The organism is Deltaproteobacteria bacterium (assembly GCA_026712905.1).
GTDB lineage: Bacteria > Desulfobacterota > Binatia > UBA9968 > JAJDTQ01 > JAJDTQ01.
The window spans coordinates 1-26629 of record JAPOPM010000055.1 but is presented as its reverse complement, the minus strand read 5'-3'; the positions used below and the strand labels follow the sequence as shown (position 1 = coordinate 26629).

Here is a 26629-nt window from a genome sequence, read left to right as displayed (position 1 = left end):
CCCCATCTCCACCCCCGGCTTCGACAACGGCCCCTACACCACCTGCTCCCACTGGATCACCAAGGACCCGGAGACCGGCATCGGCAACATCGGCAACTACCGGGGCCAGATCAAGTCGAACACCCGCGTGGGCGTGTTCCCCTCCGGCCTCGGCCAGGACATCTACCTCCACTGGAAGAACGCGCAGAAGCGCGGAGAGCCGCTTGAGGCGGCGCTGGTCATCGGCGCACCGCCGGTGGTCTCCTACGTCTCCGTGCAGAAGGTCGACTACGGCGTGGACGAGATGGCCATCGCCGGCGGCTTCGTGGGCGAGCCCATCCGCATGGCCCAGTGCAAGACCGTGGACCTGCAGGTGCCGGCGGAGGCGGAGATCGTCATCGAAGGCCGCCTCAACACCGAGTTCGTGGAGCCCGAGGGGCCCTTCGGCGAGTCCCACGGCTACATGCACCCGCGGCAGTTGAACCCGTTCATGGATGTCACCGCCATCACCCACCGCAAGAACGCCATCTACGTCTCGTGGCTGAGCCAGCTCACCCCGAGTGAATCGTCGGTCATCCGCAAGATCGGCTACGACCGGCTCATGCTGGTGCACCTGCGCGACCACTGCCGCATCACCAGCGTCATCCGGGTGGAGATGCACGAGCCCCTGACCAACACCTACAAGCTCGTCATCGTGCAGATGCGCAAGCCCAAGGAAGCCGAGGTGTGGCGCGCGCTCCACGCCGCGTCGTCCTTCCACCCCGGCGTCGGCAAGATCGTCATCGCCGTGGACGAGGACATCGATCCGTCGGACGAGGCCGCGGTGTTCTGGGCCATGTGCTACCGCATGAAGCCCCAACAGGACGTGCAGATCATCGGCGGCATGGAAAAGGGCCACGCCCCGCCGTTCCTTTACAACGACGATCACAAGGGCACGGACGTGGTGTCGTACCACCTCCCCGCCGACGAATCGGGCATGCTGTGCAACGCCATTCAGAAGGAGCCCTTCCCTCCCGTGTCCCTGCCCAAGCGGGAGTACATGGAGCACGCCCGCGAGCTGTGGGAGGAGCTGATGCTGCCGCCGCTGACTCCCAAGATGCCGTGGTACGGCTATTCCCTGGGCCAGTGGGACGACGAGCTGGACGAGGAAGCCAAGCTCGCCGTGGAGGGCCGCTACTTCGAGACCGGCGAGAAGCTCAAGTCGCGGCGCGTCAAGGCCAGCGACGTGGAAGAGCAGGACCACTAGGAGGCCATGCAGATCAACACCCTTACGCTGTTGCATCCCGGGAACATGGGCGCCACCGTCGGCGCCGCGGTGCGGGGCGCCCGCGTGTTGTGGGTTTCCGAGGGGCGGCGGGAGGAAAGCCGGCGGAGGGCCATCGAGGCCGGGCTTGCCGAGGCGGCGACGCTGGCGGAGGCCGTCCGCGAGAGCGATGCGGTCCTTTCCGTGTGCCCGCCCCACGCCGCCGAGGAGGTGGCTCGGGACGTGGCGGACCTGGGCTTTGCCGGTCTCTACGTCGACGCCAACGCCGTGTCCCGCGAGACGGCGCAACGCGTGGGGGCCGTCGTCGCCAAGGCCGGAGCGCGTTTCGTTGACGGCGGCATCATCGGCCAGCCGGTGCGCACGCCGGGTACCACGCGCCTGTATCTTTCGGGAACCGGCGCGGAGTCGGTCGCGGCGTTGTTCTCCGGGGGTCCGCTCGACGCCAGAGTCATCGACGGCGGGCCGGGGGCGGCCTCCGCGCTCAAGATGACCTACGCGGCCTGGACCAAGGGCAGTGACGCGCTGATCCTGGCCGTCCGTGCCCTGGCGGCCAGTGAAGGAGTGGAAGCGGCGCTCCTGGAGGAATGGGCGGCATCGCAGCCCGCCCTCGGGAACAAGAGCGAACGCGCGGCCGCGGTGGCGGCGCCCAAAGGGTGGCGCTACGTGGGCGAGATGGAAGAGATCGCCGCCAGCTTCGAATCCGCCGGGCTCCCCGCGGGGTTCCACAAGGCCGCCGCCGAACTCTACGAACGGCTGGCGCCGTTCAAGGACCGAACCGATCCGGGACCCGAGGTCAAGGAAGTCGTTGAGGTTCTGGCCACCAGGAGACGGTAGCGTTCACGCGGCCGTCATGACAGGTCCCCCGGTTCCCTCACAGGACGGCGTACAGCGCCCACACCGCGATGACGGTCCAGATGACCATCACCGGCCACAACCGACCGAACCCCTCACCCGCCATTTCCTTGCCGAGCTTGAGGATCGTCCGTGAATAGGGCGCGAGCCCCAGCCCCGCCAGCAGAGACGTGAGCAACATCACCGAGACCACCTCGACTATTTCCATCCGGGTAAAGACAAAGTACCCCACCACCGCGGCGAGCACGGCGTAGACCCAGGTGCACGCACGGGGATAGTCGAGCATGGCTCCGGCGGTGTCCATCCACCACGCGGGTGAGAACAGCAAGGCGGCGAGCTTTACGAGCACGATGACCGCAAAGATGAGCGCCATTACTTCGAGCGCATCCATGGCCTTCCCCCTTCAACTGTCGACTCCAAGCCAAGTCAAGGACGTTGCCGGGGACGCTAGTGTCCTGCGTCACAAATAGCTTGATGAAACCGCGAGGGCATTTTTGTCGTCGGCAAGGCGCGATGACGAGCAGTGGCGGGCACCACGCGAGGAAGAGCAACGCAGCCGACGGCGAAAAGGACCCGCGGATTCATCAAGCTATTTGTGACGCAGGACACTAGCACCGGTCAGGCGCACTGTCAAAGTTCCCGGCCGCGCCGGTGGTGGGTGTACCGGCAACCGGCTATGATGGCTCCATGTCCATGCCGAAGGGAGCCGCCCTCGTGACCGGCGGAGCCAGGCGCATCGGCGCCGCCATCGCCAAGGGGCTGGCGCAACACGGCTACGACGTGGCGCTTCACTATCACACCTCCGCGGAACCGGCCGAACGCACGGCGCGGGACATCGAGGATCTCGGACGCCGGTGCCGGCTGTTCCGTTGCGACCTGAACGACCACGACGACACGACCGCGCTCGTCCCCAGGGTGCGGGAGCAGTTCCCGCGATTGAACGTCCTCGTCAACAACGCCTCCCTCTTCGAACGGGCCACCCTTCGAGACACTGGACACGAGTTGTTCGAGCGCCACTTCAACATCCATTTCAGGGCGCCCTTCTTCCTGACGCAGGCCTTTGCACAGGGCTGCTCCGAGGGGCAGGTCATCAACATCCTCGACACGCGGGTACGCGGCTCCGACCCGCGGCACGCCGCCTATACCCTGTCCAAGAAGGCGCTCCTCGAGCTGACCCGGATGGCCGCGCGCGAACTCGGTCCCGCCATCCGGGTGAACGGCGTGGCACCCGGCATGATCCTGCCGCCGCCGGACGGCGTGGTGGAGGAACTGGAGCGGCGCAGCGCCGGGCTACCCTTGAAACGCATCGGCGACACGGCTAACGTGGTCGCCGCGGTGCTGTTTTTCATCGACAACCCCTTCGTCACCGGCGAGTGCGTCTACGTCGACGGCGGCGAGCACCTGTAACCGCGCACCGCGTCACCGCGCCATGATCCACCGAAACCCTGTCAAGATCACCATCGAGAACCTGCGTGTGCGCGCCATCATCGGCATCAACGACTGGGAGCGCCACACCCGGCAGGACGTGGTCGTGAACGTCGAGCTCGAGCTTCTGCCGGGGACCGCCTTCACGCGCGACGCCATCGATGAGACCGTGGACTACAAGCGGCTCAACAAGCGCATCATCGAGGAGGTGGAGGCCTCGTCCTTCTTCCTCATCGAAAGGCTCTGCGAGCACGTCCTCGGCCTGGTGATGGACGACCCCCGGGTCGGACGCGCGCGCGTGCGCGTGGCCAAGCCGGGCGCGCTCCGTTACACCGATTCCGTGTCCGTCGAATGCTCGGCGGAGAGGACCGGAGCGGAGAGCGCATGAACCACGCCGTCATCGGTGTCGGCTCCAACATCGAGCCCGAGCGCAACGTGCAGGAAGCGCGCCGGCACATCGCCCAGCGGCACGTCGTCGTGGCCGCGTCGCCGTTCGTGCGCACCCGCCCCGTGGGCCGTGTCGACCAGCCGGACTTCACCAACGGCGCGCTGCTGGTGGAGACCGCCGTGGACCGCGAGCGGTTCCGGGCCGACCTGAAGGCCATCGAGGCCTTGCTGGGCCGCCAACGCGGCGAGAACCGCGACGGCCCCCGGACCATCGATCTCGACATCGTCGTGTGGAACGGCGACATCGTCGACCCCGATTTCTACACCCGCGAGTTTCTCCGCCACGCGGTGATGGCGGTGCTTCCGGACCTGGAACCGTGACACCCGAGCGCCCACGCCCCAGACGTCCGCGCGCGGCCCGCGCCGCCGCCATGGCGCTGTCGCTTGCCGGCGTCCTGGCCGCCGCGGACGGATTCGCGAGCCGGTTTACAGTCACGGCGATCCCGGTGGCGCTGGAGCCGGGGAACTCCAGCGTCACCCGGGTCGGCCGGCTCACGTTCCTGAGCGGGTTCGAACTTTCCTCCGACAATAAGCGCTTCGGAGGGCTTTCGGGTTTGACCGTCAGCCCGGACGGCACGCGGCTCCGTGCCGTTTCCGACCGCGGCTACTGGGTCACCGCTGCGCTCACCCACGATTCCGAGGGCCGTGTCGTCGCTCTCGACTCGTGGCGCGACGCAGCCTTGCTGACCCCCGCGGGCAAACGGACGGGCCTCTACGAACACGACGCGGAAGGCCTGGCACGGGACTCGAACGGCTCGTTCCTGGTGTCCTTCGAGGGCAAGCACCGGATCTGGCGCTATCCGGCGCAACCGGGCGCATTCCCCAAGCCGGTGGCGACCCCCCGGGACCTGCGGCGCGCGCCCGTGAACGGCGGGGTCGAGGGCATCGCCGTGCTCTCCGACGGCACTCTCCTGGGCATCACCGAGAAACACGCCAATCGCGACGGGAGTCTGAAGGGCTGGTTCATGAAGGCGCGCACGGCCCACGAGTTCGCCTACCTGCCCGCCGACGGCTACAGCCCCACCGGCGTCGCCGCGACGCCCGGCGGCGACGTGCTGCTGCTCGAACGCAGCTTCGACCTCTTGCGCATGCGCGTGCGCGTCGTGCGCCTGCCGGCGGAGCGCCTGCGGCAGGCCCGGCGGAAACCGGGAACACGGGTGCGCGGGGAGGTGATGGCCGACCTGAAACGTCCCTTGTCGGTGGACAACTTCGAGGGACTGGCACTGCGGCGCGACAACGCCGGGCGCACGCTGCTCTACATGGTCTCCGACGACAACTTCCTGCCGCTCCAGCGGACGCTGCTGCTCCAGTTCCGCGTCATTGATGATTTGTGATTTACGGGCTAGTGTCGTGTCCCGCAAATACATGGCATAATTTGCTGGTCTTTTTCGCCGTCGGCTGCGTTCCTCTTCCTCGCGTGGTGCCCGCCACTGCTCGTCATCGCGCCTTGCCGACGACGAAAAATCCTGCGCAACTTATGCCATGTATTTGCGGGACACGACACTAGGATTTGAATCCCGCGAACACGAATCCATCCCTTGGGGGTACACATGAGCGTTCAGATCGAACAGAAACCGCTGGAGAACCTGAGCCTGGACGAGCTGCGGCGGCTCTTTCACGCCCGGGTCAAGCCCGAGGCCATCGAGCACGTCATGGGCGCGGCGGAGAGCCACTCCACGCTCCAGCGCAACCGCACCGCGCTGGACCGACTGCTTTTCCGCCAGCGCATCTTCCACGACGTTACCGATCCCGACACCTCCATCGAGCTGTTCGGGCACAGGCTGCCCTCGCCGGCGATGATCGGGCCCGTGGGCAGCTTTCGGCTGCTGCGCAAGAACGGCGAGCACGAGGTGGCGGAGGGGGGCGGCCTGTTCGGTACCATGGTGTTCATCAGCGGCGCCACCCAGTCCACGGTGGACCAGTGGGCGGAGGGGATCTCCACGCCGCTGGTCTACATGGCGTACCTCAGCAAGGGACGGGACAAGGTGTTGAGCGCGGTGCGGCGCGCGGACGAGATCGGTTACGCCGCGGTCGGACTCACCATGGACACGCTGCAACCCACCAAGCTCGGAGACCGAGTGCCGCTGTCGTCGGACGGCAAGCCCCGCACCGTTCACGTGTCCTCGCCGGACGACGTCACGTGGCTCAAGAACGAGGTATCGGTCCCGGTGGTGGTGAAGGGGATCATGAACCCGGACGACGCGCGCATCGCCATCGACGCCGGCGCCGACTGTCTGGTGGTGTCGAACCACGGCGGCCGTATCCTCGATTTCAACCGCGCGGCCATCGAGGTGCTGCCGGAGGTGGTGGACGCGGCCGCCGGGCGCGTGCCGGTGCTGCTCGACAGCGGCGCGCGCCGGGGCGGCGACATCGCCAAGGCGCTGGCCCTGGGTGCCAAGGCGGTGCTCCTGGGACGGCCCATCTGCTGGGGCCTGGGCGCCGCCGGCCCCGAAGGGGTGGCGCGGGTGCTGACGATTCTCACCGATGAGCTGAAGCGCGTGATGATCATGACCGGCACCGCCACGATCCAGGACATCACGCCCGCGCTGCTGAGCCTGGATCCCGACAACGTCTGGTTCAGAGGTCTATAGGGAGGTGGACATGAGTGCCGAAGAACGTCTGAAGGAGCTGAACCTGAGCCTGCCGCCCACCCCGCGCCCCATGGCCAACTACGTCAGCGCGGTGCGGACAGGCTCGCTGCTGTACCTCGCCGGACACGGACCCCTGGGTGACGACGGCAAGGCCATCTTCCACGGCAAGCTGGGGCGCGACCTGACCGTGGAACAAGGCTACCAAGCCGCGCGCCAGACGGCGCTCAACACCCTGGTCACCCTCCGGGCGCAGCTCGGCAGCCTCGACCGCGTTCGCCGCATCGTCAAGGTGCTGGGCATGGTCAACGCCGATCCCGAGTTCCACAAGACCCCGCAGGTGATCAACGGTTTCTCCGACCTGCTGGTGGAGGTGTTCGGCGAGAGCATCGGCAAGCACGCCCGCTCCGCGGTGGGCATGGTGACGCTCCCCAACGGGATTCCGGTCGAGATCGAGTCCATCTACGAGGTCGAATGATCGACTGCGTGGACGGCCACCCTTCGACGCACTGTTCCGCGCGTTCGACGGAATGGTCGACAACCTGCATGGCGCGACGTCGCGGAAACCCGCAAACCCCTGGAAAGACGCTACCTTGCCGCAACGACGGCCGTTGGCACGAAAGATGCTTCCTTTAGGCGGCAGCAATTTTGAGGAGGTAGCTCAATGCTCTGTAAACCGTCTCGTTCCACATGCATGAAGGCGTTGGGCGTGTGCGCGGTGTTGCTCGCCGTGATCGCCCTGGCCGGCGGGTTCAGCCGTCCGCCTCTCAACGCATCGACACAGCCCGCGGCCACGGAACCGCGGCCCGTGAACACCATCGTCAATCTGGTCAAGCAGGTGAGCCCCGCGGTGGTCAACATCACCGCCAAGGGCGATACCCAGGCAGCCAGCATGTCCGAACGCTTCGGCCATCAGTTGCCCGAGGCGTGGCGCAAGTTCTTCGAGGCGCCGCCGTTCTCCATGCCCAACCCCTTCGGGACGCCCGAGGCCCCTTCCCGGCCGAGAAGGAGCCGCTCCTTCGGTTCCGGCGTGATCATCGACGGGAAAGGCCTGATCCTGACCAACCACCACGTGGTCAGCGGCCGGGAGAACATGACCATCACCGTCACCCTCTCCGACGATAACGAGTTCGAGGGGGAAATCATCGGCACGGACGAAAAGACCGACATCGCCCTGATCCGCATCAACCCCGGCTACAACCTGCCGACGGTGCCGCTGGGGAATTCCGACAGTCTGGAGATCGGTGAGGGCGTGCTCGCCATCGGCAACCCGTTCGGCCTCGACCGTACGGTGACGTCGGGTATCGTCAGCGCCAAGGGACGGCGCATCGGCGCCGGGCCCTACGACAACTTCATCCAGACCGACGCCTCCATCAACCCGGGCAACTCCGGCGGCCCCCTGATCAACCATCGCGGGGAGGTGGTGGGCATCAACACCGCCATCTACAGCCGCGGCGGGGGCAACGTGGGTATCGGCTTCGCCATCCCCATCAACCTGGTCAAGGAGGTGCTGCCGGGGCTCCGGAGCGACGGCCGGGTCACGCGCGGCTGGCTGGGCGTCTCGCTGCAAAAGGTGACGCCCCTCTTGGCGGAATCCTTGGGCATCGGTGAAGCGCGCGGCGCGCTCGTGGCCGAAGTGCTGCCGGACACGCCCGCGCAAGAAGCCGGGTTCAAGGTGGGTGACGTCATCGTGGAGTTCGACCGGCAGCCGGTCAAGGCATCCGGGGATCTTCCGATCATCGTCGCCCGAACCCCCGTGGGCAAGGCCGTGGACGTGAAGGTCGTGCGTGACGGCGACGAGCGCATGCTCCGGGTCGAGATCGGCGAGTTGCTGGACGAAAAGGCCGTGGGGGCCGTGGAACAAGGCTCCGACCTGGGACTGACCGTCGTAGAGGTGACCGACAACGTCGCCAAACGGTTCTCCCTGAAGCGTGCCGCGGGCGTGCTGGTGACCGGAGTCAAGCCGGGCAGTCCCGCGGACCAGGCGGGGTTGCGCCGGGGAGACGTGATCCTGGAGATGAACCGGACGGCCATCCCCAACTTGGCGGCCTACAAGAAGGCGCTGGAGTCGCTCGACAAGGGCGGCAACGCGCTGTTTCTCGTGCAACGCGGCGACGCCAGGCGATTCTTCGTCGCCAGGGGCTGACGGGCCGGCGACCGACGCGTTTCGGTGCGAAGCCGGAACACCGTGCCGGACACGACACTAGACCGGAGGCCGATGGGACAAGAGCAGTCCCATCGGCTCTTGTCGTGGGAGGGTCCGTTGCGGGGAGCCAGGCCGGTTGCCAAGTTGCTGGCCGGTTGTATAATGAAATCCTGTACGCAGGTCGGACGGGACCAACTGAAGCCCGTCGCCCACTGAAATGAAACGCGCTTCGCTGGTACCCTACTTCCTCGCCTCTGTCCTGCTGCTCGCGGGGCTTTTCTCTCTCTACGTGTTCTACGAGAGCCGCTGGCTCGAGGAAGAGTTGGTGCGACAGGTGAAGGTCAAGGCACTGGCCCTCACCCGCACCATGGAGACCAGCGCCAAGAAGTCCATCAAGGGAAACGCGCTGATCGAGGAGCTGGTGCGGCAGCGGCTGTTGGACAACGCGCGCCTGATCGACCGGCTGCTCACCGCCAACGCACCCGCGCCGCTGGTGCAGCGCATCAGCACCATCAACCAACTGCACAAGGTCGAACTCCTCGACCTTCAGGGACGGCCCTGGGTATCGCACACCGGAACCGCACCCCCCGACGTCGAGGGCCTCCTGGCCGAGTTGCGCGAACGGTGGTCGAGCCAGGAATCCACGGTGCACATCTGGGGCCGGCTCTGGTCCCAGCCGCGGGGACAGGCGCCCACTCTCCCGCAGCACGAGTTCTGGGAAGACAGCGTGTTCGGCGTCGCGCTTGAAGCGCGCAGCTTCCCGGGATTCATCGCCATTCACGCGGACGCCGCCTACATGCTGAAGCTGCAGCGCGAGATCGGCGTGCAGCGCCAGATCCAGGACCTCGGGCGGCAGGAAGGCATCCACCACCTGGCGCTCCTGGACAACGACTTCACCGTGCTCGCCCATACCGACGCGGCGCTGGCCGGGAACCGGATGGTGGACGACCTGAGCGCACGGGCGCGCGTCACCGATCGCTCGGCCCATCGGATCGTGGACACGGAGGAGGGTGGGCGGCGCTATGAGCTGGTGAAGCCGGTGCGGCTGGATGGCGACCCCATGGGCTTTCTCAGGATCGGCGTGTCCATGGACGTGGTGGACGCGGCGTGGTGGAAGAGCCTCTGGTCCATGGTGGGCCTGGGATGCGGCATCCTGGGGCTGGGCGTGCTCGGATTCGCGGCGATCCTCTACAACCAACGCTTCCACATGCAGGAGATCAAGGCGCTGGAAGCGGAAGTGGACCGGCGCGAGCACCTGTCCATGATGGGCAACCTGGCGGCCACGGTGGCCCACGAGGTGCGCAATCCGCTGAACGCCATCTCCATGGGGTTGCAGCGCCTCAAGGGGGAGTTTCAGCCGACGCAGGACGAGGGCGAATACAGCCGCTTCATCGAGTTGATGCGCGCCGAGGTACACCGCCTCAATGCCATCGTCGAGGAGTTCCTGACGCTGGCGCGGCCGTTGAACATAAAGCCGGACCTCGTCAAGGTCGACCAGTTGTTGAAGGACCTCACCACCCTGACCGGAGGCGACGCCGAGTCCTCCGGGGTGGAGATCGCGGTGGTGCATCACGGCCCGCGACCGGTGGTCAAGGCCGACCCGGACTACCTCAAGCAAGTGCTCCTGAACCTCATTCTCAACGGCCTCCAGGCCATGCCCGAGGGAGGCAAGCTGACCATCGAGACATCGATTCGCGACGGCAAGATGCGGCTCTCGGTGAGCGACACCGGCGTGGGTATCGCAAAGGAGAACCAGGCACGCATATTCGAGCCGTACTTCACCACGAAGTCCGAAGGCTCCGGATTGGGGCTCCCCATCGCTCGAAGGATCGTGGAGAGCCATGGCGGCACCATCGAGGTGACCAGCCAGACCGACGCGGGCACGCGGTTCGACATCGTTCTTCCGCTCGATCATACACTGACTTGAGCCCCTGCTCCCCACGAGACGCGCGGCGGGTTGCCGCCGGAGCGCACGGGCGACGAACGTAGACATGACTGAACAGGCATATCGGGCAGACCTCGGCGCACAACCGCCGCGCCGGCGCGAAGCATCGCTCGACGACCGTTTCCACATCATGGTGGTGGACGACGAGCGTACGCAGCTCGAGTTCGTCGGCGGCTTTCTCGGCAAGGCCGGCTTCGAGGTTGCGCTCATGGGAAGCGCGGCCGAGGCGTTGGAGCGGTTTCGCGGGGAGGCTTTCGACCTGGTGCTGACGGACCAGCGCATGCCCGAGATGTCGGGCCTCGACCTCTTGAAGCAGTGCCGGGCACTGGATCCCGAAGTCGCGGTGATCATCATGACGGCGTACGGCAGCATCGAGACCGCCGTCTCCGCCATGAAGGAAGGCGCCACCGACTACCTGACCAAACCCCTCAACCTGGAAGAGCTGCGGCTGCGCATCGATCGGGTCAAGCGGAGCCACCAGCTCCTGCGCGAAAACACCGAGTTGCGGGAGGCCTTGCTGGAACGCCATCGCATCGAGGGCGTCATCGGCGAGAGCGGACAGATGCAGGAGGTGCTGGATCTGGTGCGGCGCGTGGCCCCGAGCGACGCCACCGTCCTCCTGCGCGGCGACAGCGGCACCGGCAAGGAGCTGATCGCCAAGGCCATCCACTACGCCAGTGCCCGCAGGAACGGACCGCTGGTCAAGGTCAACTGCGCCGCGCTGCCGGAAACCCTGCTGGAATCGGAATTGTTCGGACACGAGAAGGGATCCTTCACCGGAGCCTTCGCCACGCGCAAGGGCCGCTTCGAGATCGCCGACAAGGGCACGCTGTTCCTCGACGAGATCGGCGACCTGCCCGCCCATATCCAGGCCAAGCTGCTGCGCGTGCTGCAGGAACGCGAGTTCGAACGCGTGGGCTCCAACCAGGCCATCACCAGCGACGTGCGCATCATCACGGCGACCCACCAGGACCTCGAACAACTCATGCGCCAAGGCGGCTTCCGCGAGGACCTCTACTACCGGCTCAACGTGGTCACCATCATCCTGCCGCCGTTGCGTGAACGCCGCCAGGACATCCCCCCCCTCATCGACCACTTCCTCCACAAGTTCGCCGAAAAGAACGGCAAGACGATACAGGGTTTCTCCCGCGAGGCGCGTGACGCGCTGCTGCGCTACGACTATCCCGGCAACGTGCGCGAACTGGAGAACCTGGTCGAACGGGCCACCGTGCTCACGCGCGACGACGTCGTCGGAATCGGCGAAATGCCGCTGACGATCAAGGAGGCGCGCCCCGGCGCCGGCGACCAGACCAACCTCTCCGCCGCCGTCGAAGGGATGGAAAGGCGCATGATCGTCGAGGCCCTCGAGGCCGCGGGCGGCATCCAGACCAAGGCCGCGGACAACCTCGGCATCAGCGAACGCGCCCTACGCTACAAGCTGCGAAAATACGGCCTGCGCGACGACAAGTGACGCGCGCGCCGCTCCTGCGGGTCGAGCCTGACGGGGTGCTTGACAAGGATTATTTTCAATGATACCGTAGGTTGTTGCTGGCTTTCCTCAAGGACGAGTGCTTAGTCGTATTGCTTGATCCTGGTGGTCCCCAGGGACTGCCTCAACAAATCATATCAGAATCGTGCTGGATCCGCCGATCCTTCGATAACGTTGAAGCAACGTCAATGTCATCGCGAGGGCGGCGGATATTTTTAACCTACGGATCGTCGGTGTGCCTTTCGGTTCGGAGGAGCTTGGCCCTTCGACCGGTGGCGTAGCGAAAACTGTGGAAGCCAAAATGATGGAGAGAGCCTTGAACATCGAAGACACCGAGGACGCGATGGACGACTCGATCGACGAGCTTGACGATATCGCCATCGGCGAAGTCGAGGAGGAGGAGGAGCAGCAGCAGCAGCCGGCGACCTTCTCCGAGGAGTCCCCGCCGAGCCAGGTGCCGGTGGACAACGACCGGGTGGACGACAAGACCGACCCGGTCTCCCTCTACCTGCGCGACATCGGCTCCACGCCACTGTTGACCCGGGAGCGCGAGGTACAGCTCGGGATGCAGATGGAGGAGGGCCAGGAGGAGTACATCGCCAGCGTCATCGCCGCGCCCTACACGGTCCGGCGCGTCCTCGATCTGGCCGAAGAGGTCCGGCACAACGAGACTCCCTTGAACCGCGTGCTCATGGCCGGCGATGACGGGGAGGCCTTCGACGAGACGGCCGAGCGGCGCCGCTTTCTCAAGGGCGTCACGGTGCTGCGCGGGCTCTTGCGCGAGCGGGAGCGCATGCAGGCCGAGATGGCGCGGAAGCGGACCTCCCAGAAGCGGCGCGCGGCCCTGACCGTCGATCTGGACAAGAAGCGGGTGCGAATCAACGACACGGTGAAGGCGCTGCGCCTCTCCAAGGAGTGGATCGACGATATCGGCGTCAGCCTCAAGGAGTCGCAACGGACGTTGGCCGAGCTGGCACGGCAGGCGAGCACGCATGCGCGCGGCAACGCGGCCAAGCGGATCGCGGCCGACATCGAGGCCGTCGAAGAGGCCCTGGGGTCTTCCGCCGCCGACATCGTGAGTCAGGTGAAGGCCATCACCGCCGCCGAGTACAAGGCCGCGTCGGCCAAGAAGATCCTCATCGAAGCCAACCTGCGTCTGGTGGTGAGCCTGGCGAAGAAGTACGGCAACCGCGGTCTGCAGTTCCTCGACCTGATTCAGGAAGGCAACGTGGGACTCATGCGCGCCGCCGAGAAATTCGACTACCGGCTCGGGTACCGGTTCTCCACCTATGCCGGCTGGTGGATCCGGCAGAGCATCACGCGCGGGATCATCGACTCCGCGCCGACGATCCGCATCCCCGTGCACATGATCGAAACCCGAAACAAGCTCATCCGCGCGCACCGCTCGCTGCACCGCAAGCTCGGACGGGAGCCGCAGCCGGATGAGGTCGCCACAGAAATGGGGCTTACCGCGGACGAGATCCGGAGACTGATGCGCATCGTGAAGGAGCCGGTCTCGCTGGAAACTCCCATGGGCGACGACGAAGAGAGCCGGCTCGGCGACTTCGTCGAGGACAAGCACGTTCCCAAGCCCCTGGAGGAGACGATTCACGCCAACCTGCGTGACAAGGTCAAGAAGGCGTTGGCCACGCTGCCGCCGAGAGAGGAAGCCGTCTTGCGCTACCGCTTTGGTATCGGCGAGGTGCGGGACTACACCCTCGAGGAATTGGGCGAGCGCTTCTCGCTCACCAGGGAGCGCATCCGCCAGATCGAGCAGCGTGCCCTGAGGAAGCTCCGCACCACGGTGGCGGGATTCAACCTCCAGGACTGAGCATCGTTCCCGGCCGGACCGGCGTGACCCATCGCCGTATCCTCCAGCCAACAGACAAAAAGGGCCGCCCGTCGGGACGGCCCTTTTTTACGCCGCCGATCCGTGGACCACGCGTACGGTGCTTGCCTGGGGGCCTTGCTGGCCCTCCTCTTCCGTAAAGTGAACGCGAGTCCCCAGCGTCAGGCGGTCGAAGCCGTCCACCACGCTGTTCCCGTGAAAATAGATCTCACGCCCGTCGCTGGTCTCGATGAAGCCGTAACGTTCGGCCGCGAAGAGCTTGCTGACCCGGGCCGGCGGTTCCGCCGCATGCGTCTTCACTTCACCGCGCCGGCGGCGCGCGTATTCCTGGAGTTGCCGGCGAGCGGCGTCAAAGGCATCGCGAATCGCCACCTGCACGTCGTGGTGCGCCGCGGCTCGGCCGCTGTCCCGGTTCACCACCAACTCCCCGCCCGGCACCGTCAGATCGATGCGCACGTTGTAGAGCCGCCCCTTCTGGTGGTGACGGTGCGGCGCCCCGACCACTATCCTGCAGCCGGTGATGCGGTCATGGAACTGGTCGAGCTTGGCCGCCTTCTCGCGTATGGCCTGCTCAATGGCGCGAGAGGGCTCCATGTCGCGGAAAGTCACTTGTGGTTCGAGTTTCATCGGTCCCTCCTCGTTTTCTTTTCTATCGTCTTGGACAATACTGCGCAAATCACGCCTGCTTCCCTTCAGCCTTCCGCTCATGAGCGACTCGTTACGCAACCTCGTCTCCCCGGCCCAACGGCGGCGGCTTGAACGCCTCGCGCGGCGGGCGGCATCTCCCGAAACCGCGCTGGTACAACTCGGCCGGCTGCTGGAGGAAGGCGGTCCCGGTCCCCTGCCCGACCTCGCGCCACGGGAACAGCGCATGCTGCTCCAACTCCTGGGCGGCAGCACCTACCTGGGCGGCATCCTCATCCGCGCGGCGGACGCCTGGGGCGAGACCTTTGCGAAGGCGATCCACACGAAGGCAAAGTCACGCGCGCGGCATTCCGCCGATTTCGGCGTCCTCGCACCTGACGCAACCCCGGGTGACCTCCACGCCAGGCTGCGCCGCCACAAGCGCCGGGAATACCTGCGCATCGGCGCCCGCGACCTCGTGGGGCTGGCCCCGGTGGAGGAAACCACCGCGGAGTTGAGCACCCTGGCGGACTTCTCCCTCGACACGGCCTACCGGTTCTGCCGCCGGGACCTTGAACGGCGGCACGGCCGGGTGCGCGTGCCGGGGACGTCGCGCCGCAACCGTTTCGTCATCCTCGGCATGGGCAAGCTCGGCGGACAGGAGCTCAACTTCAGCTCCGACATCGATCTCATCTACCTGTACGAGACCGCCGAGCCCGCCACGCCGCGGGCGCTTCCGCCGCTGGAGTTCTTCAGCCGGCTGGCCGAGGATTTGACCCGCGCCATGGGCGAGGTCACCGAGGACGGCGTCGTGTTCCGCACGGACCTGCGGCTTCGGCCCATGGGAAGCCAGGGACCGAGCGCGCAGCCCATGGACGCGGCGGCGCTCTACTACGAGTCCTGGGGCCAGTGCTGGGAACGGTCGGCGTTGATCAAGGCCCGGCCCGTGGCCGGCGACATCGAGCTGGGCGAGGCGTTCCTGGAGGACGTCCGGCCGTTCGTCTATCGCCGCTACCTCGACTTCTCCACCGTCGAGGAGCTGCGCGAAATGAAGGCGCGCATCGAGCGCCAACAGCTCGCCGGCGGCGACGGCGCGCAACGCAACGTCAAGCTCGGGCACGGCGGCATTCGCGAAGTGGAGTTCTTCACCCAGGCGCTGCAACTGGTGAACGGCGGATACGACGCGCGCATTCGGCGGCGCAACACTCTCGACGCGTTGGCGGGGCTCGCCCGCCACGGCTATGTGCCGGCGCAGGAATGCGAGGCCCTGAGCGCGGGCTACCGTTTCCTGCGGAACGTGGAGCACAAGATCCAGATCCTGGCCCATCAGCAGACCCACGCAATCCCCGACGGCGCCGCCGACGAGCGGACGCTGGCGCGGCGGCTGGGCTACCTGGAACCGGTGGATGGAGAAGAGCAGGCGTTTTGGCGGGACTACCGCGTCCACACCGACGTCGTGCACGCATCCTTCCAGCGGCTCTTTTACGGCGCACGCCGGGAGACCGTCGCGCACGGCGAGCGTCCGGGAGCAGAGGTGTGGCTCGACCTCGACCGGCGGGAAGTGGTGGTCCAGGCACTTGGGGGACGCGGCTTCGCCGATCCCGACAAGGGCTACCGGGACCTTCTGGCGGTGCGTGACGGAAGCGGCGCCACGCCTCCCGGCCCCAAGCGCCGCAAGGTCATGCGCGACCTGATGCCGGCCCTGATGGAGGCCATCGTGGCGTCGGGGGAACCGCAGCAGGCGCTGCACCACATGGCCGGGTTCGGCTGCCGCATCGGCGCACGCACGGGTTTTCTCACCCTGCTGGCGGAGAATCCCAAGACCACGCGGCTGCTCATCGACCTCTTCGCTCACAGCCGGTTCCTTTCCGAACTGTTCGTGAACCGTCCCGAGCTGCTCGACAGCCTCATCCGGGTGGACCTCACCCGGGTGGTGAAGACTCGGGCGGAGATGCTGGAAGAGCTCCGGACCGCCATGGCGGAGGCGCGCGACCTGGAGGACAGTCTGGACCGCCTGAGACGCTACCGCGTCGAGGAGTTCCTTCGGCTCGGCCTCCACGATCTCGGCGGAGAGCTGGACTTCGACGATGCCGTCGCGCAACTGACCGCTCTGGCCGAGGCCTGTCTGGAGGCGGCCCTCGCTCTGGCCGGGAGCGAGATGGAGCGCCGGCATGGGGCGCCGGAACCTGGACGGTTCGCGGTGGTGGCCATGGGGAAACTCGGCGAGCGGCAGCTCGATTACAACTCCGACCTCGACCTCATCTTCCTCTACGATGAGCCCGAGAAGCCGCGGACCAGGGGCGCACGGTCGGATTCGCTGTCGTCCCACGAGTACTACGTCAGGCTCGGACAGACGCTCATGACCTGCCTCTCCGCGCCCACCGCCGAGGGCATCGCCTATCAGCTCGACATGCGGCTGCGGCCCTCCGGGCGTTCTGGACCGCTGGTCGCGTCTCTCGACGCCTTCCGCCGCTACCACGAGACCAGCTCGCAGTTGTGGGAAAGGCAGGCGCTGATCCGGGCGCGCTTCGCCGCCGGGGACGCGGACCTCGGCGCCGAGGCCGAGGACATCGCCGAGCGTTTCGCCTTCCAGGACGACTTCGGTCGGCAAGACGTGCGGGAGATTGACCACCTGCGCATGCGCATGGAGCGGGAGCTGGCGCGCGAGGACGGTTCCCGTTTCGACGTGAAGGCGGGGCGCGGCGGGCTGATCGACGTGGAGTTCCTGGTGCAAATGCTGCAGTTGCGTTTCGGGCACGAACACGCCGCGTTGCGCCAACGGGACACACTGGGCGCGGCGGCCGCGCTACGGGAGTTGCGCCTCCTCGGCGCCCGGGACTACCGGATTCTGGTGGAAGGATATACCTTCCTGCGCCGCCTGGGCCATCGCCTGCGGATCGAGCGGGATCAGGACACCCACGTCCTGGAACGCGAGCCGGGCCGGCTTCGGGCCGTGGCCCTGGCCCTCGGCTACGGGGAGAAGCGGCGCGGGTCGCCGGGCGCTGCCCTGCTGCGGGACTACGAAAAACGCCGGGAGCGCGTCCGCGCCTGCTACGAAAGGTTCTTTCCGGAGGCCGACTGAACGACGGCAACCGGGCGGCTACTCGTCCAGCATCTCCGCCAGGTCCGTCACCACGAAGTCCGCGCCGTTCTCGCGAAGGTCATCGGCGTCGCCGTGCCGGTCCACGCCGATGACCAGGCCGAAGCCGCCCCGGCGGCCGGCCTGAACGCCGGAAAGGGCATCCTCCACCACCACCGCTCTCTCCGGGCGGACGCCCAGCTCTTGGGCGGCCCTGAGATAGGTGTCGGGCGCGGGCTTTCCGGGGATGCGGAGCCGCTGGGCGATCTCGCCGTCCATCCGCATGTCGAACAGGTCCTCGATGCCCGCAACCTCCATGATGGACTTGCAGTTCTTGCTGGAGGACACCACCGCCGTCTTGATGCCCAGGCCGCGGAGTGCCCGGGCCCAACGGATGGTGCCGTCGTACGTCTCCGCCCCTTCCGCCTTCAGCACCTCGTTGAACAGCCGGTCCTTGCGATTGCCGAGGCCGCACGCGCTCGATGCCGACGGAGGGTCGTCCGGGTCGCCGTCGGGTAACTCGATTCCCCGCGACTCCAGGAAGCTCCGGACCCCGTCGTAGCGGGGCTTGCCGTCCACGTACCGCTTGTAGTCGCCGTCCGGGTCGAAAGGCACGAAGGCTTCGCCGGTGTCCGCGGCGCGCTGCCGCAGATACTCGTCGAACATCTTTTTCCAGCACACGGAGTGGACCCGGGCGGTGGAGGTCAGCACGCCGTCGAGATCGAACAGGACGGCATCGAAGTCGTCGGCGGTCACTCGAGGGTGCGGGCTCACGATGCCTCCTCCTTCAGCCTGGAGAGGATCGCCTCCCCCACGTTCTCGACCCGGCCCACCCCCGACACCTTGATGTAACGCGGCGCCGCCGGGTCGCCCCGATCCTGCCAGCGGGTGTAGTAGTCCACCAGCGGCGCGGTCTGCTCGCCGTAGACCTCCAGCCGCCGGCGCACCGTCTCCTCCCGGTCGTCGTCCCGCTGCACGAGTTCCTCCCCGGTGACGTCGTCCTTGCCTTCGGTCTTGGGCGGGTTGAACGCCACATGATAGATGCGCCCCGATGCCGGGTGCACGCGCCGTCCGCTGAGCCGGGTGACCACCTCCTCGGGGGGCACATCGATCTCCACCACGTGGGTCACCGGGATGTCGTTTGCCCGCAACGCCTCCGCCTGGGCCAGCGTCCGCGGGAATCCGTCGAAGAGAAACCCGTCGCGGCAATCCGGATCCTGGATGCGCTCCTTGATGAGATCCACGATGATCTCGTCGGATACGAGCCGGCCCGACTCCATCACGGACTTGACCCGCGCTCCCAGCGCCGTGCCTTCCTTGACCGCCGCCCGCAGCATGTCGCCGGTGGATATCTGGGGGATGCCGAACGCCGCAACGATGGACTCCGCCTGAGTTCCCTTGCCCGCTCCAGGCGGACCCAACAAGATGATACGCATGAAGGCGCTCTCCAATAGCCGCTCGCACCGGGCGTTTTCCCGACGCCCCGGACCGAGCGGCCGTACAAGGACGGAATTACCGGAGGCTTTCGTGCGGCGTCTCACGCGTATGGTGACACGCCGCACGACGGTCTTGACGAGTGGAAACCCGCAAAAGGTGAAGAAAACCAGTAACATGAATACCGTGGACCATCAAGGCGAAGGACCGCCGGACACCCTGCCGGAAGGGCCGTAGGGAAAACTGGCAACCGCCCGGCGAATGCCGTACAATGTGAACAGGGGAAGGGTTCGAAGGGCCGGACCGTTGCCCCTCATGGCGGCAGCGACAACGGGAGACCCTCATGCCCAACGCGGGGACCGACGACAATCCTCTCAGAGTTGCCATCATCGGTTCGGGTCCGGCGGGCTTCTACGTCGTCGAACGCTTGTTCAAAGAGCAGGGTCTGAGCGTCGAGGTCGACATGTTCGACGAGCTGGCGACCCCGTTCGGCCTCGTGCGCGGGGGCGTCGCTCCCGATCATCAGAAGATCAAGTCGGTGGTGCGGGTCTACGACCGGGCGGCGCGAAAGCCCAACTTCCGCTTCTATGGCAACGTGTGTTACGGCAGGGACGTTCACCTGACCGATCTCACGGCCCACTACCACCAAGTCTGCTTCACCACCGGCGCCCAGACCGACCGCAATCTCGGCATCCCGGGCGAAGACCTCGAGGGCAGCCACGCCGCCACCGAGTTCGTGGCGTGGTACAACGGACACCCCGACTACCGCGACCGCCGCTTCGACCTGTCCGGTGAGAACGCCGCGGTCATCGGCGTCGGCAACGTGGCCATCGACGTGGCCCGCATCCTGTGCCGGTGCCACGAGGAGCTGGCCGTCACCGATATCGCCGACTATGCGCTGGAAGCGCTCCGGGAGAGCCGTATCCGGAACGTCTATCTCATCGGGCGACGGGGACCGGCCCAGGCCGCCTTCACGAATCCCGAGATCAAGGAGATGGGAGAGCTGGCGGACGCCGACGTGGAGGTGCTGCCGGAAGAGGCCCGACTCGATGCTCTCAGCCAGGCCCACGTCGACGCCCATGGGGACAAGGCCCTGGTCCGGAAGCTCGAAATCCTCCAGAGTTACGCCGGCCGGGCGCCCACCGGAAAATCGCGCCGGCTCAGCATCCGCTTCCTGCTTTCGCCGACGGAGCTCATCGGCGACGCGGACGGCCAGGTACGCGCTGTCCACCTGGTACGGAACGAGCTCTACGCCGACAACGGCGGCTTGCGGCCGCGCGCCACCGCGGTTACCGAGACCATCCCGGCGGACATCGTCTTCCGTTCCGTCGGCTACCTCGGCGTGGCGCTGCCCGGAGTCCCGTTCGACGAGCGGCGCGGCGTGATCCCCAACGACAGGGGCCGCGTGCTGGCCGGGCAAGGCAAAGGGCCCCTCGTCGGCCTCTACGCGTCCGGGTGGATCAAGCGCGGCCCCAGCGGCGTCATCGGCACCAACAAGCCCGATGCCGGGGAAACCGTCGAACGCATGCTGGAAGACCTGCAGGCCGGCGCGGTGTTGGACCCGGCCCACCCCGAGGTAGCCGGCGCCGAGCGGCTGGTACGGGAACGCCGGCCCCAGTACGTGTCCTACCAGGACTGGCTCCGTCTCGACGACATCGAGACCGCGCGCGGCAAGGCAAGCGGACGGCCCCGGGTCAAGCTCACCCGCACCGAGGACATGCTGGCGGCGCTGAAGGGAGCGGGCGCGTGAAGGCAATCTTCTCACTCGCGTCCCGGATCTCCGTCTCGTAGTCGCCGCGCGGCCGTCCCCTCCGGAAGAGAACCTCCTTCACCGTCCCCATCGCCCTCCTCGAAGTGCGACATTTGTGCTTGACTCCGGCGAATCCTTTCCCTTATTGACAATAATGACTATGTATCGATACGTTTTTTTCTTTGGCGAGACCGCCACCGCCACGGAAAGAACATCGCTCCGTCGCGCCGAAGCACCGGAAGCGGGCCGGGCAATGGACGATCCGATGAAATCGAACCTTGCAGGCGCGCTCATCGCGCCTACCCACCGCCGCGAAGGGCAGACCGGGCCCCGCTTGATGGACGGGCGGCCCCTTCCCCACCCAGATCGTAGCTACACTCTCCCGTGGCCCAGGGTTGCGGCGGTCGAAAGGACCGAGTTTGCGAGCGCCGCCGCCGCCCTCCGGGACGGCAAGACCGGACGGCCGAGGTGGCGATGACGGCCACGCATCCAGCGGCAGGCGCCGCGGAGATCCGCGCGGCGATGAACGAGAGTCGCCGATCGTTCGCGTACATCGGTCTGTTCAGCGCCTTCGTCAACCTCCTGATGCTGACCGGACCCGTCTTCATGCTCCAGATCTACGACCGGGTGCTGCCCTCGCGCTCGGAGGCGACGCTCCTGGCCCTGGTCGGCATCGTGGCGTTCCTGTTCCTGATGATGGGGCTGCTCGACCATTTCCGCGCGCGCGTGCTGGCCCGGGCCGGCGCCCGCTTTCAGGCACGCATGGACCCGCGCGTGCTGGGGGCGATCCTCACCCGCGCGGGCCGGTCGCCGCAGGCGCGCTCCGCGCCGGCGACCGGCCTTGCCGACCTGGAGGCGATGCAGCGATTCGCCTCCGGTCCGGGGCCGTTCGCGTTCTTCGACGCGCCCTGGACCCCGGTCTTCCTGTTCGCCCTGTTCCTGTTCCACTGGATGCTCGGTCTGCTGGCGGTGTCGTCCGGCATCCTTCTTCTCGGGCTGGCGCTGATGAACCAGGCGCGCACGGGGCGGCTGCAGAAGGAGGCGGGAGAAGCCTCGGCGCGGGCCTTCCAGCTCACCGAACAGATGCGCGCCGGCGGGGAGACCGTGCGCGGCCTCGGCATGCGTGGCACGGCCCTCACGCGGCTGGCCGCGATCCGGAACCGGGCGCTGGGGGCGACCATTGCGTCCTCCGACCGCGGCGGGGCCTTCGCGGCGACGACGCGCACGCTCAGGCTGTTCCTGCAGTCGATGATGCTGGGGCTCGGCGGCTGGCTGGCGATTCAGGGATCCATCACGCCGGGGATCATGATCGCGGCTTCGATCCTGCTGGGCCGGGCGCTCGCTCCGATCGACCAGGCGGTGGCTCAGTGGCCGGTTTTGCAGCGGGCGCTGGAAGGCCGGCGCGCGCTCTCGCGCCTGCTTTCGGAGACCCCGGAAGAGCCCTTGGGGACGCCGCTGCCGGCGCCCGATCCGGCGGCGCTCCGCAAGGCGGGGCAGCCGCTTCTGGCGGCGGACAAGCTTTATGTCGGCGCGCCTGGTGCGACGCGCCCGGCGGTACGGGGCGCGTCCTTCGCGCTGCATCCCGGCGCGGCGGTGGGGATCGCCGGCCCTTCCGCGGCGGGCAAGTCGACCCTGGCGCGGGCGCTGGCGGGCGTGTGGACGCCGCTCGCCGGCAAGGTGACGCTGGCGGGTGCGGGGCTCGACCAGTACGGCGAGGCCGCGCTCTCGCGCCATCTCGGCTGGCTGCCCCAGGAAGTGGTGCTGTTCGAGGGGACGGTGGCGGAGAACATCGCGCGGCTCGCGCCCGAACCGGACCCCGAGGCGGTCGTGGCGGCGGCGCAGCACGCTGGCGCGCACGCCATGATCCTCTCGCTTCCGGGCGGCTATGACTTCGAAGTGGCCGCCGGCGGGGCGGCGCTGTCGGGCGGCCAGCGCCAGCGGATCGCGCTCGCGCGGGCCTTCTACGGCGATCCGGCGGTCGTGGTGCTGGACGAGCCGGATGCGCATCTGGACGCGGAGGGGGCAGCGGCGCTCGATCGCGCGGTGGCGGCGCTCAAGGCGCGCGGCGGGGCGGCGGTAATCATCGCCCACCGGGCCAGCGCCTTTGCGGCCTGCGACACGTTGCTGGCCATGGCGGACGGCGCCCTGCGGCCGCTGGAGCCGGCGCCGGCTTCGACGCCGCGGCCGGAGCGACAGCCGGCGCCGGCGACGCAAGTGCCCGTGACGCAGGCGCCCGCGGCACAGGTGGGCGTGACCCGAGTGGCCGGGCCGCCAACGGCCGGGCCCGGGCGACGCCGTACGCTGAAGCTGGTGGACGTCGCGGAGCCCGAGGACGCCGCACCCGTGGACAGCGGGGCCGAAGATGCCGGGTCCGGCGGCGGATCGCCGGGGACAGGCACGTGACGAGGGATCCACAGCGCGGCGAGCCCCTGTTTTCCTCGCGCCGGCCGGTGGTGCTCGGGATGCTCAGCCTGGCGGTGCTGCTCGCCGGCTCGCTGGGCTGGGGTGCGTTGGCTTCGATCTCCGGGGCCGTGATCGCCCTCGGCCGGATCGAGATCGAGAGCCGGGCGCAGGCGGTCGAGCATATTGACGGCGGCACGGTGGCGGCCGTGCGGGTGCGCAACGGCGACCGGGTGGCCGCGCACGACGTGCTGATCCGCCTCGACGACGCGCAACTGCGCAGCCAGGAGGCGATGCTGTCGGCGGAGCACACGGAGCTGGTGGCGCGGCGGAACCGGCTGGAGGCGGAGTACCGCGACGCCGGCGCGATCCACTGGGATGCGGCGCTTGCCCGGCGGGCGGAGTCGGACGGCACCGTGCGCACCATCCTCGACGGGCAGCGGCGGCTGTTCGAAGCGCGGCGCGCTTTGCGGGCGGGGCAGACCGCGCAACTGCGCGAGCGGATCGCCCAGACGCGGCGCCAGATCACGAGCCTGGAGGCGCAACTCGAGGCGGTCCGACGGCAAGCCGCTTTCCTGGCGCGCGAGCTGGAGCCGTTCCGCAAGCTGTTCGCCGAGGGCCGGGTGGAACTCTCGCAACTCATGGACCGGGAGGGGCGGGCCGCGCGGCTCGACGGCGAGGCCGGCGCCATCGGCGCGCGCATCGCGGCGGCGCGCAGCCGGGTGGCGGAGATCGAGCTGCAGATCCTGCAGATCGGCGCCAACGGCATCGTGGAGGCGGAAGGCGAGGCGCGGGAGGTGCAAGCGCTGGAAAACCAGTCGCACGAACGGCTGGTCTCGGTACGGGCCCGCCTGGCGCGCATGGAGGTGCGGGCGCCGGTGGCGGGCGAGGTGTTCGAGATGCGGGTGTTCGCGCCGGCGGAGGTGGTGAGTCCGGGCGAGCCGATCCTGAAGATCCTGCCGGAGGACACGGCGCTGGTGGTGCGGGTGCAACTGGACCCGATCCATATCGACCAGGTGTGGCCGGGACAGGAGGCGGTGGTGCGGTTCCCGGCATTTCCCGCACGCACGACGCCGTCCTTCGAGGGACGCGTGCTGCGGGTGGCGGCGGATGCCAGCCAGGACGAGCGCACCGGGCTCCCCTGGTACGAGGTCGAGCTTGAGATGGGCCGGGCGATCACGTCCGAGACCGAGCGTGGGGCGACGGCTTGGTTCCGCGGGCAATGGCAACGAGGCGCGCTGTGGTACGCCCAAGGCCCCGGAGGCTGGATGGCACGGCAGGACTGGGCGCCGGACTGGCTGCGCGAGCCCCTCTCCGGCGCGGGCGGTGGCGGAATGCAGCGCCCGGATCCGTCACAGGCGCACGCCGCCCCATCCGAGGAGGCAGGCGCGTTGTCGGCGCTGGCGCTGACGCCCGGCATGCCGACCGAGGTGCATCTGCGCACGGGCGAGCGCTCGCCGCTCAGCTACCTGGTCAAGCCGCTCAGCGACTACTTTTCGCGCGCGTTGCGGGAGGAATGAGGCACTGCATGGCCATCGCCTTCAACGCCCTGCGCGCGCTCCTGGCGGGTGCCGCCGCCCTTGCCCTGCTCGCGGGCTGCGCGGTGCGGCCGGCCCCCCTCACCGATGGGGACACCGTGTCGCGGGTGACGCAGGATCGACGCGCGCTGGCCGCCAACCGGCCGGTCCTCGAGGGGCCGCTCACCCTGCATCGCGCCATGGCTTACGCCTTGCTGTTCAATCTGGAAAGACGGGTGCGGACGATGGAGCAGGCGCTGGCGCTGGGCGAGCTGGAAGCCGCCCGGCGCGGCCTGCTGCCCGGGCTTTCGGCGCGCTCCGGGGCGACGACTCGCGGCAATGTCCAGGCTTCGTCGAGCCTATCGATCCTGACCGGACTGGAGTCGCTCAGCGCATCGACCTCCACCGACCGGACGACGCGGACCGGCAGCCTGACGGCGGTCTGGCACGCGCTCGACTTCGGGGTTTCCTATTTTGCGGCGCGGCAGCAGTCCGACCGTGTGCTGATTGCGCATGAGCGCCGGCGCAAGGCCGCGCAAACGGTGCTGGCGGAGGTGCGGCGGGCCTGGTGGCGGGCGGCGGCGGCCGAACGGGCGCTGCAGACGCTCGCGCCGTTGATGGCGCGGGTCAAGGCCGCGCTGGCAGACAGCGCGCGCATGGCCGAACTCGGCGTCCGCTCCCCGCTGGCGGCGCTCCGCTACCGCCGCGCTCTGTTGCGGGCCCGGCGGGATCTGGAACGGCAGCGGCGCGACGGCCGGCGCACGCGGCTGGAGCTGGCCGGGCTCATCGGGTTGGGGCCGGAAGGCCGGGACAGACCGGCCTACCGCCTCGCCCTGCCGGCGGAATCACTGCCGCCGCGGGATCCGGTCCTCGACGCCGCGGCGCTCGAGGTCCTGGCGCTGCGTCAGCGCCCGGAACTGCGCGAGGCGCAGCTTTCCGAGCGCATCGCCGCGGCCGAGGTGAGGAAAGCCCTTCTGCGCATGTTGCCCGGGATCGATCTCAACGCCGGGGCCGAGTTCAGCAGCAACTCGTTCCTGGTGAACAACGATTGGGCGACGCTGGGCGCCCAAGTGTCGCTCAACCTCTCCCAGTGGTACACGGCGCCGGCGGCAATGGCCGCGGCGCGGGCCGGCCGGACGCTCGAGCGGGCTCGTCGAGAGGCGGCGGCCATGGCGGTGCTGACGCAACTCTACGTAGCCCTGGCGGAGTTGGGGGAAGCCCGGGCGCAACATGCGACCGCGAGCCAGATCGCGGAAACACAGGACGGCATCGTCGCCACCTTGCGCTCCGGCGCGCGGCTTGGAGTGGCGGACGAGCTTGAGGCGACCCTGGCCGAGCTCGAGGCGGTGCAGACGGCGTTGACCCGCGACCTCGCCTACGCGGCGATCGAGGACGGCTTCGGGCGCGTCTTCGCTGCCGTGGGCGCCGATATCGTGGTCGACGGCGCGCCCGTCTCGACCCCGGAGGATCTCGCCGCGGTCATCGCGGCCGCGGAAGCGGGATGGATGCGGGGCGAAGTCGCCATGCAGCGCTTTCCCGAACGGCGCACGAAATCCGACGGACTCTGATCTCGAGAAGGGTGATCCACCATGAGCGATGTAACGGACAAACGGATCAACGCGGCAAGGATCGATGCTCTCTCGACCGACCCGGAGGGGACGGATCTGTCGGAGAGTGTCGATACCGCCGGCCGAGTCAGCGTCGGTGGTTCGGCGACGGGAGTGATCGACCATGGCGGGGACCGGGACTGGTTCGCGGTGACGCTGGATCAAGGCCACACCTACCGCTTCGACCTCGAAGGCGCGCCCACCGGCGCCGGAACCCTGCCCGACGCCTATCTG

At 68.0% G+C, this 26629-nt stretch carries 22 protein-coding genes; 18 read left to right on the top strand and 4 right to left on the bottom strand.

Translation table 11 applies throughout. From position 1 onward, the window contains the following. The coding region (locus OXF11_04360; protein ID MCY4486331.1) for a UbiD family decarboxylase at positions 1 to 1225 on the top strand (1225 nt) is incomplete at its 5' end. A 6-nt stretch (positions 1226 to 1231) separates the two neighbouring features. Beyond that, the gene (locus tag OXF11_04355) at positions 1232 to 2077 is read left to right on the top strand and encodes a DUF1932 domain-containing protein (protein ID MCY4486330.1); all 846 of its coding nucleotides are present in this window, start codon (positions 1232 to 1234) and stop codon (positions 2075 to 2077) included. 37 nt (positions 2078 to 2114) lie between these two features. On the opposite strand, the gene OXF11_04350 is transcribed toward OXF11_04355, so the two are convergent. After that, the gene (locus tag OXF11_04350) at positions 2115 to 2486 is read right to left on the bottom strand and encodes a hypothetical protein (protein MCY4486329.1); all 372 of its coding nucleotides are present in this window, start codon (positions 2484 to 2486) and stop codon (positions 2115 to 2117) included. A 296-nt stretch (positions 2487 to 2782) separates the two neighbouring features. On the opposite strand from OXF11_04350, the gene OXF11_04345 reads away from it, so the two are divergent. From OXF11_04345 to OXF11_04300, 10 genes are all read left to right on the top strand, one after another. Then, positions 2783 to 3502, top strand: a complete 720-nt coding sequence (locus tag OXF11_04345; GenBank protein MCY4486328.1) for an SDR family oxidoreductase — start codon at positions 2783 to 2785, stop codon at positions 3500 to 3502. Between the two features lie 22 nt (positions 3503 to 3524). Continuing rightward, a complete protein-coding gene (gene folB, locus OXF11_04340; GenBank protein MCY4486327.1) occupies positions 3525 to 3908 on the top strand; it encodes a dihydroneopterin aldolase in 384 nt (127 codons plus the stop codon). Further along, the gene (gene folK, locus OXF11_04335; GenBank protein MCY4486326.1) at positions 3905 to 4288 is read left to right on the top strand and encodes a 2-amino-4-hydroxy-6-hydroxymethyldihydropteridine diphosphokinase; all 384 of its coding nucleotides are present in this window, start codon (positions 3905 to 3907) and stop codon (positions 4286 to 4288) included. The genes folB and folK overlap by 4 nt, the downstream gene beginning before the upstream one ends. 50 nt (positions 4289 to 4338) lie before the next feature. Further along, entirely contained in the window at positions 4339 to 5301 is a 963-nt protein-coding gene (locus OXF11_04330) for an esterase-like activity of phytase family protein (protein MCY4486325.1), read from the top strand. Positions 5302 to 5517: 216 nt separating this feature from the next. Beyond that, positions 5518 to 6558, top strand: coding sequence for an alpha-hydroxy acid oxidase (locus OXF11_04325; GenBank protein MCY4486324.1), 1041 nt, complete (start codon positions 5518 to 5520; stop codon positions 6556 to 6558). Between the two features lie 10 nt (positions 6559 to 6568). Next, positions 6569 to 7033, top strand: a complete 465-nt coding sequence (locus tag OXF11_04320; GenBank protein MCY4486323.1) for a RidA family protein — start codon at positions 6569 to 6571, stop codon at positions 7031 to 7033. Positions 7034 to 7219: 186 nt separating this feature from the next. Beyond that, positions 7220 to 8701: a DegQ family serine endoprotease gene (locus OXF11_04315; GenBank protein MCY4486322.1), complete on the top strand. Its 1482-nt coding sequence runs from the start codon at positions 7220 to 7222 to the stop codon at positions 8699 to 8701. Positions 8702 to 8918: 217 nt separating this feature from the next. After that, positions 8919 to 10628 (top strand): ATP-binding protein, encoded by a 1710-nt coding sequence (locus OXF11_04310; protein MCY4486321.1) that lies wholly within the window; start codon positions 8919 to 8921, stop codon positions 10626 to 10628. 64 nt (positions 10629 to 10692) lie between these two features. Beyond that, entirely contained in the window at positions 10693 to 12117 is a 1425-nt protein-coding gene (locus OXF11_04305; protein MCY4486320.1) for a sigma-54 dependent transcriptional regulator, read from the top strand. 334 nt (positions 12118 to 12451) lie between these two features. Then, on the top strand, positions 12452 to 13966 hold the full coding sequence (locus OXF11_04300) for a sigma-70 family RNA polymerase sigma factor (GenBank protein ID MCY4486319.1): 1515 nt from the start codon (positions 12452 to 12454) through the stop codon (positions 13964 to 13966). Positions 13967 to 14053: 87 nt separating this feature from the next. On the opposite strand, the gene OXF11_04295 is transcribed toward OXF11_04300, so the two are convergent. Further along, positions 14054 to 14611 carry an HPF/RaiA family ribosome-associated protein gene (locus OXF11_04295; GenBank protein MCY4486318.1) on the bottom strand — a complete coding sequence of 186 codons (558 nt, stop codon included), beginning with the start codon at positions 14609 to 14611 and terminating at the stop codon, positions 14054 to 14056. A gap of 79 nt (positions 14612 to 14690) precedes the next feature. On the opposite strand from OXF11_04295, the gene glnE reads away from it, so the two are divergent. After that, the gene (gene glnE / locus OXF11_04290) at positions 14691 to 17690 is read left to right on the top strand and encodes a bifunctional [glutamate--ammonia ligase]-adenylyl-L-tyrosine phosphorylase/[glutamate--ammonia-ligase] adenylyltransferase (protein ID MCY4486317.1); all 3000 of its coding nucleotides are present in this window, start codon (positions 14691 to 14693) and stop codon (positions 17688 to 17690) included. Positions 17691 to 17708: 18 nt separating this feature from the next. Here the strand turns inward: glnE and OXF11_04285 are convergent, their stop codons facing one another. After that, a complete protein-coding gene (locus OXF11_04285; protein ID MCY4486316.1) occupies positions 17709 to 18461 on the bottom strand; it encodes a beta-phosphoglucomutase family hydrolase in 753 nt (250 codons plus the stop codon). Next, positions 18458 to 19123: an adenylate kinase gene (gene adk, locus OXF11_04280; GenBank protein ID MCY4486315.1), complete on the bottom strand. Its 666-nt coding sequence runs from the start codon at positions 19121 to 19123 to the stop codon at positions 18458 to 18460. Before adk ends, OXF11_04285 begins: the two co-directional genes overlap by 4 nt. A 341-nt stretch (positions 19124 to 19464) precedes the next feature. Between adk and OXF11_04275 the strand changes: the two genes are divergently transcribed. The 5 genes from OXF11_04275 to OXF11_04255 form a co-directional block, all read left to right on the top strand. Beyond that, the gene (locus OXF11_04275) at positions 19465 to 20871 is read left to right on the top strand and encodes an FAD-dependent oxidoreductase (protein MCY4486314.1); all 1407 of its coding nucleotides are present in this window, start codon (positions 19465 to 19467) and stop codon (positions 20869 to 20871) included. Between the two features lie 474 nt (positions 20872 to 21345). Then, positions 21346 to 23274, top strand: coding sequence for a type I secretion system permease/ATPase (locus OXF11_04270; GenBank protein MCY4486313.1), 1929 nt, complete (start codon positions 21346 to 21348; stop codon positions 23272 to 23274). Further along, positions 23271 to 24791 (top strand): HlyD family type I secretion periplasmic adaptor subunit, encoded by a 1521-nt coding sequence (locus OXF11_04265; protein MCY4486312.1) that lies wholly within the window; start codon positions 23271 to 23273, stop codon positions 24789 to 24791. Before OXF11_04270 ends, OXF11_04265 begins: the two co-directional genes overlap by 4 nt. Before the next feature lie 8 nt (positions 24792 to 24799). Next, entirely contained in the window at positions 24800 to 26356 is a 1557-nt protein-coding gene (locus OXF11_04260) for a TolC family protein (GenBank protein ID MCY4486311.1), read from the top strand. A gap of 21 nt (positions 26357 to 26377) precedes the next feature. Then, positions 26378 to 26629 (top strand): hypothetical protein (locus tag OXF11_04255; protein ID MCY4486310.1); only part of this gene is annotated, 252 nt, incomplete at its 3' end.

Excerpts from the sequence above, each read along its gene's own strand:
- OXF11_04325 (MCY4486324.1), top strand. The coding sequence starts at position 5,518 with ATGAGCGTTCAGATCGAACAGAAACCGCTGGAGAACCTGAGCCTGGAC.
- OXF11_04315 (MCY4486322.1), top strand. The coding sequence starts at position 7,220 with ATGCTCTGTAAACCGTCTCGTTCCACATGCATGAAGGCGTTGGGCGTG.
- OXF11_04320 (MCY4486323.1), top strand. The coding sequence starts at position 6,569 with ATGAGTGCCGAAGAACGTCTGAAGGAGCTGAACCTGAGCCTGCCGCCC.
- OXF11_04330 (MCY4486325.1), top strand. The coding sequence starts at position 4,339 with ATGGCGCTGTCGCTTGCCGGCGTCCTGGCCGCCGCGGACGGATTCGCG.
- OXF11_04305 (MCY4486320.1), top strand. The coding sequence starts at position 10,693 with ATGACTGAACAGGCATATCGGGCAGACCTCGGCGCACAACCGCCGCGC.
- OXF11_04355 (MCY4486330.1), top strand. The coding sequence starts at position 1,232 with ATGCAGATCAACACCCTTACGCTGTTGCATCCCGGGAACATGGGCGCC.
- OXF11_04295 (MCY4486318.1), bottom strand. The coding sequence starts at position 14,611 with ATGAAACTCGAACCACAAGTGACTTTCCGCGACATGGAGCCCTCTCGC.
- OXF11_04345 (MCY4486328.1), top strand. The coding sequence starts at position 2,783 with ATGTCCATGCCGAAGGGAGCCGCCCTCGTGACCGGCGGAGCCAGGCGC.
- OXF11_04350 (MCY4486329.1), bottom strand. The coding sequence starts at position 2,486 with ATGGATGCGCTCGAAGTAATGGCGCTCATCTTTGCGGTCATCGTGCTC.
- OXF11_04270 (MCY4486313.1), top strand. The coding sequence starts at position 21,346 with ATGACGGCCACGCATCCAGCGGCAGGCGCCGCGGAGATCCGCGCGGCG.
- OXF11_04260 (MCY4486311.1), top strand. The coding sequence starts at position 24,800 with ATGGCCATCGCCTTCAACGCCCTGCGCGCGCTCCTGGCGGGTGCCGCC.
- adk (MCY4486315.1), bottom strand. The coding sequence starts at position 19,123 with ATGCGTATCATCTTGTTGGGTCCGCCTGGAGCGGGCAAGGGAACTCAG.
- glnE (MCY4486317.1), top strand. The coding sequence starts at position 14,691 with ATGAGCGACTCGTTACGCAACCTCGTCTCCCCGGCCCAACGGCGGCGG.
- folK (MCY4486326.1), top strand. The coding sequence starts at position 3,905 with ATGAACCACGCCGTCATCGGTGTCGGCTCCAACATCGAGCCCGAGCGC.
- folB (MCY4486327.1), top strand. The coding sequence starts at position 3,525 with ATGATCCACCGAAACCCTGTCAAGATCACCATCGAGAACCTGCGTGTG.
- OXF11_04275 (MCY4486314.1), top strand. The coding sequence starts at position 19,465 with ATGCCCAACGCGGGGACCGACGACAATCCTCTCAGAGTTGCCATCATC.
- OXF11_04310 (MCY4486321.1), top strand. The coding sequence starts at position 8,919 with ATGAAACGCGCTTCGCTGGTACCCTACTTCCTCGCCTCTGTCCTGCTG.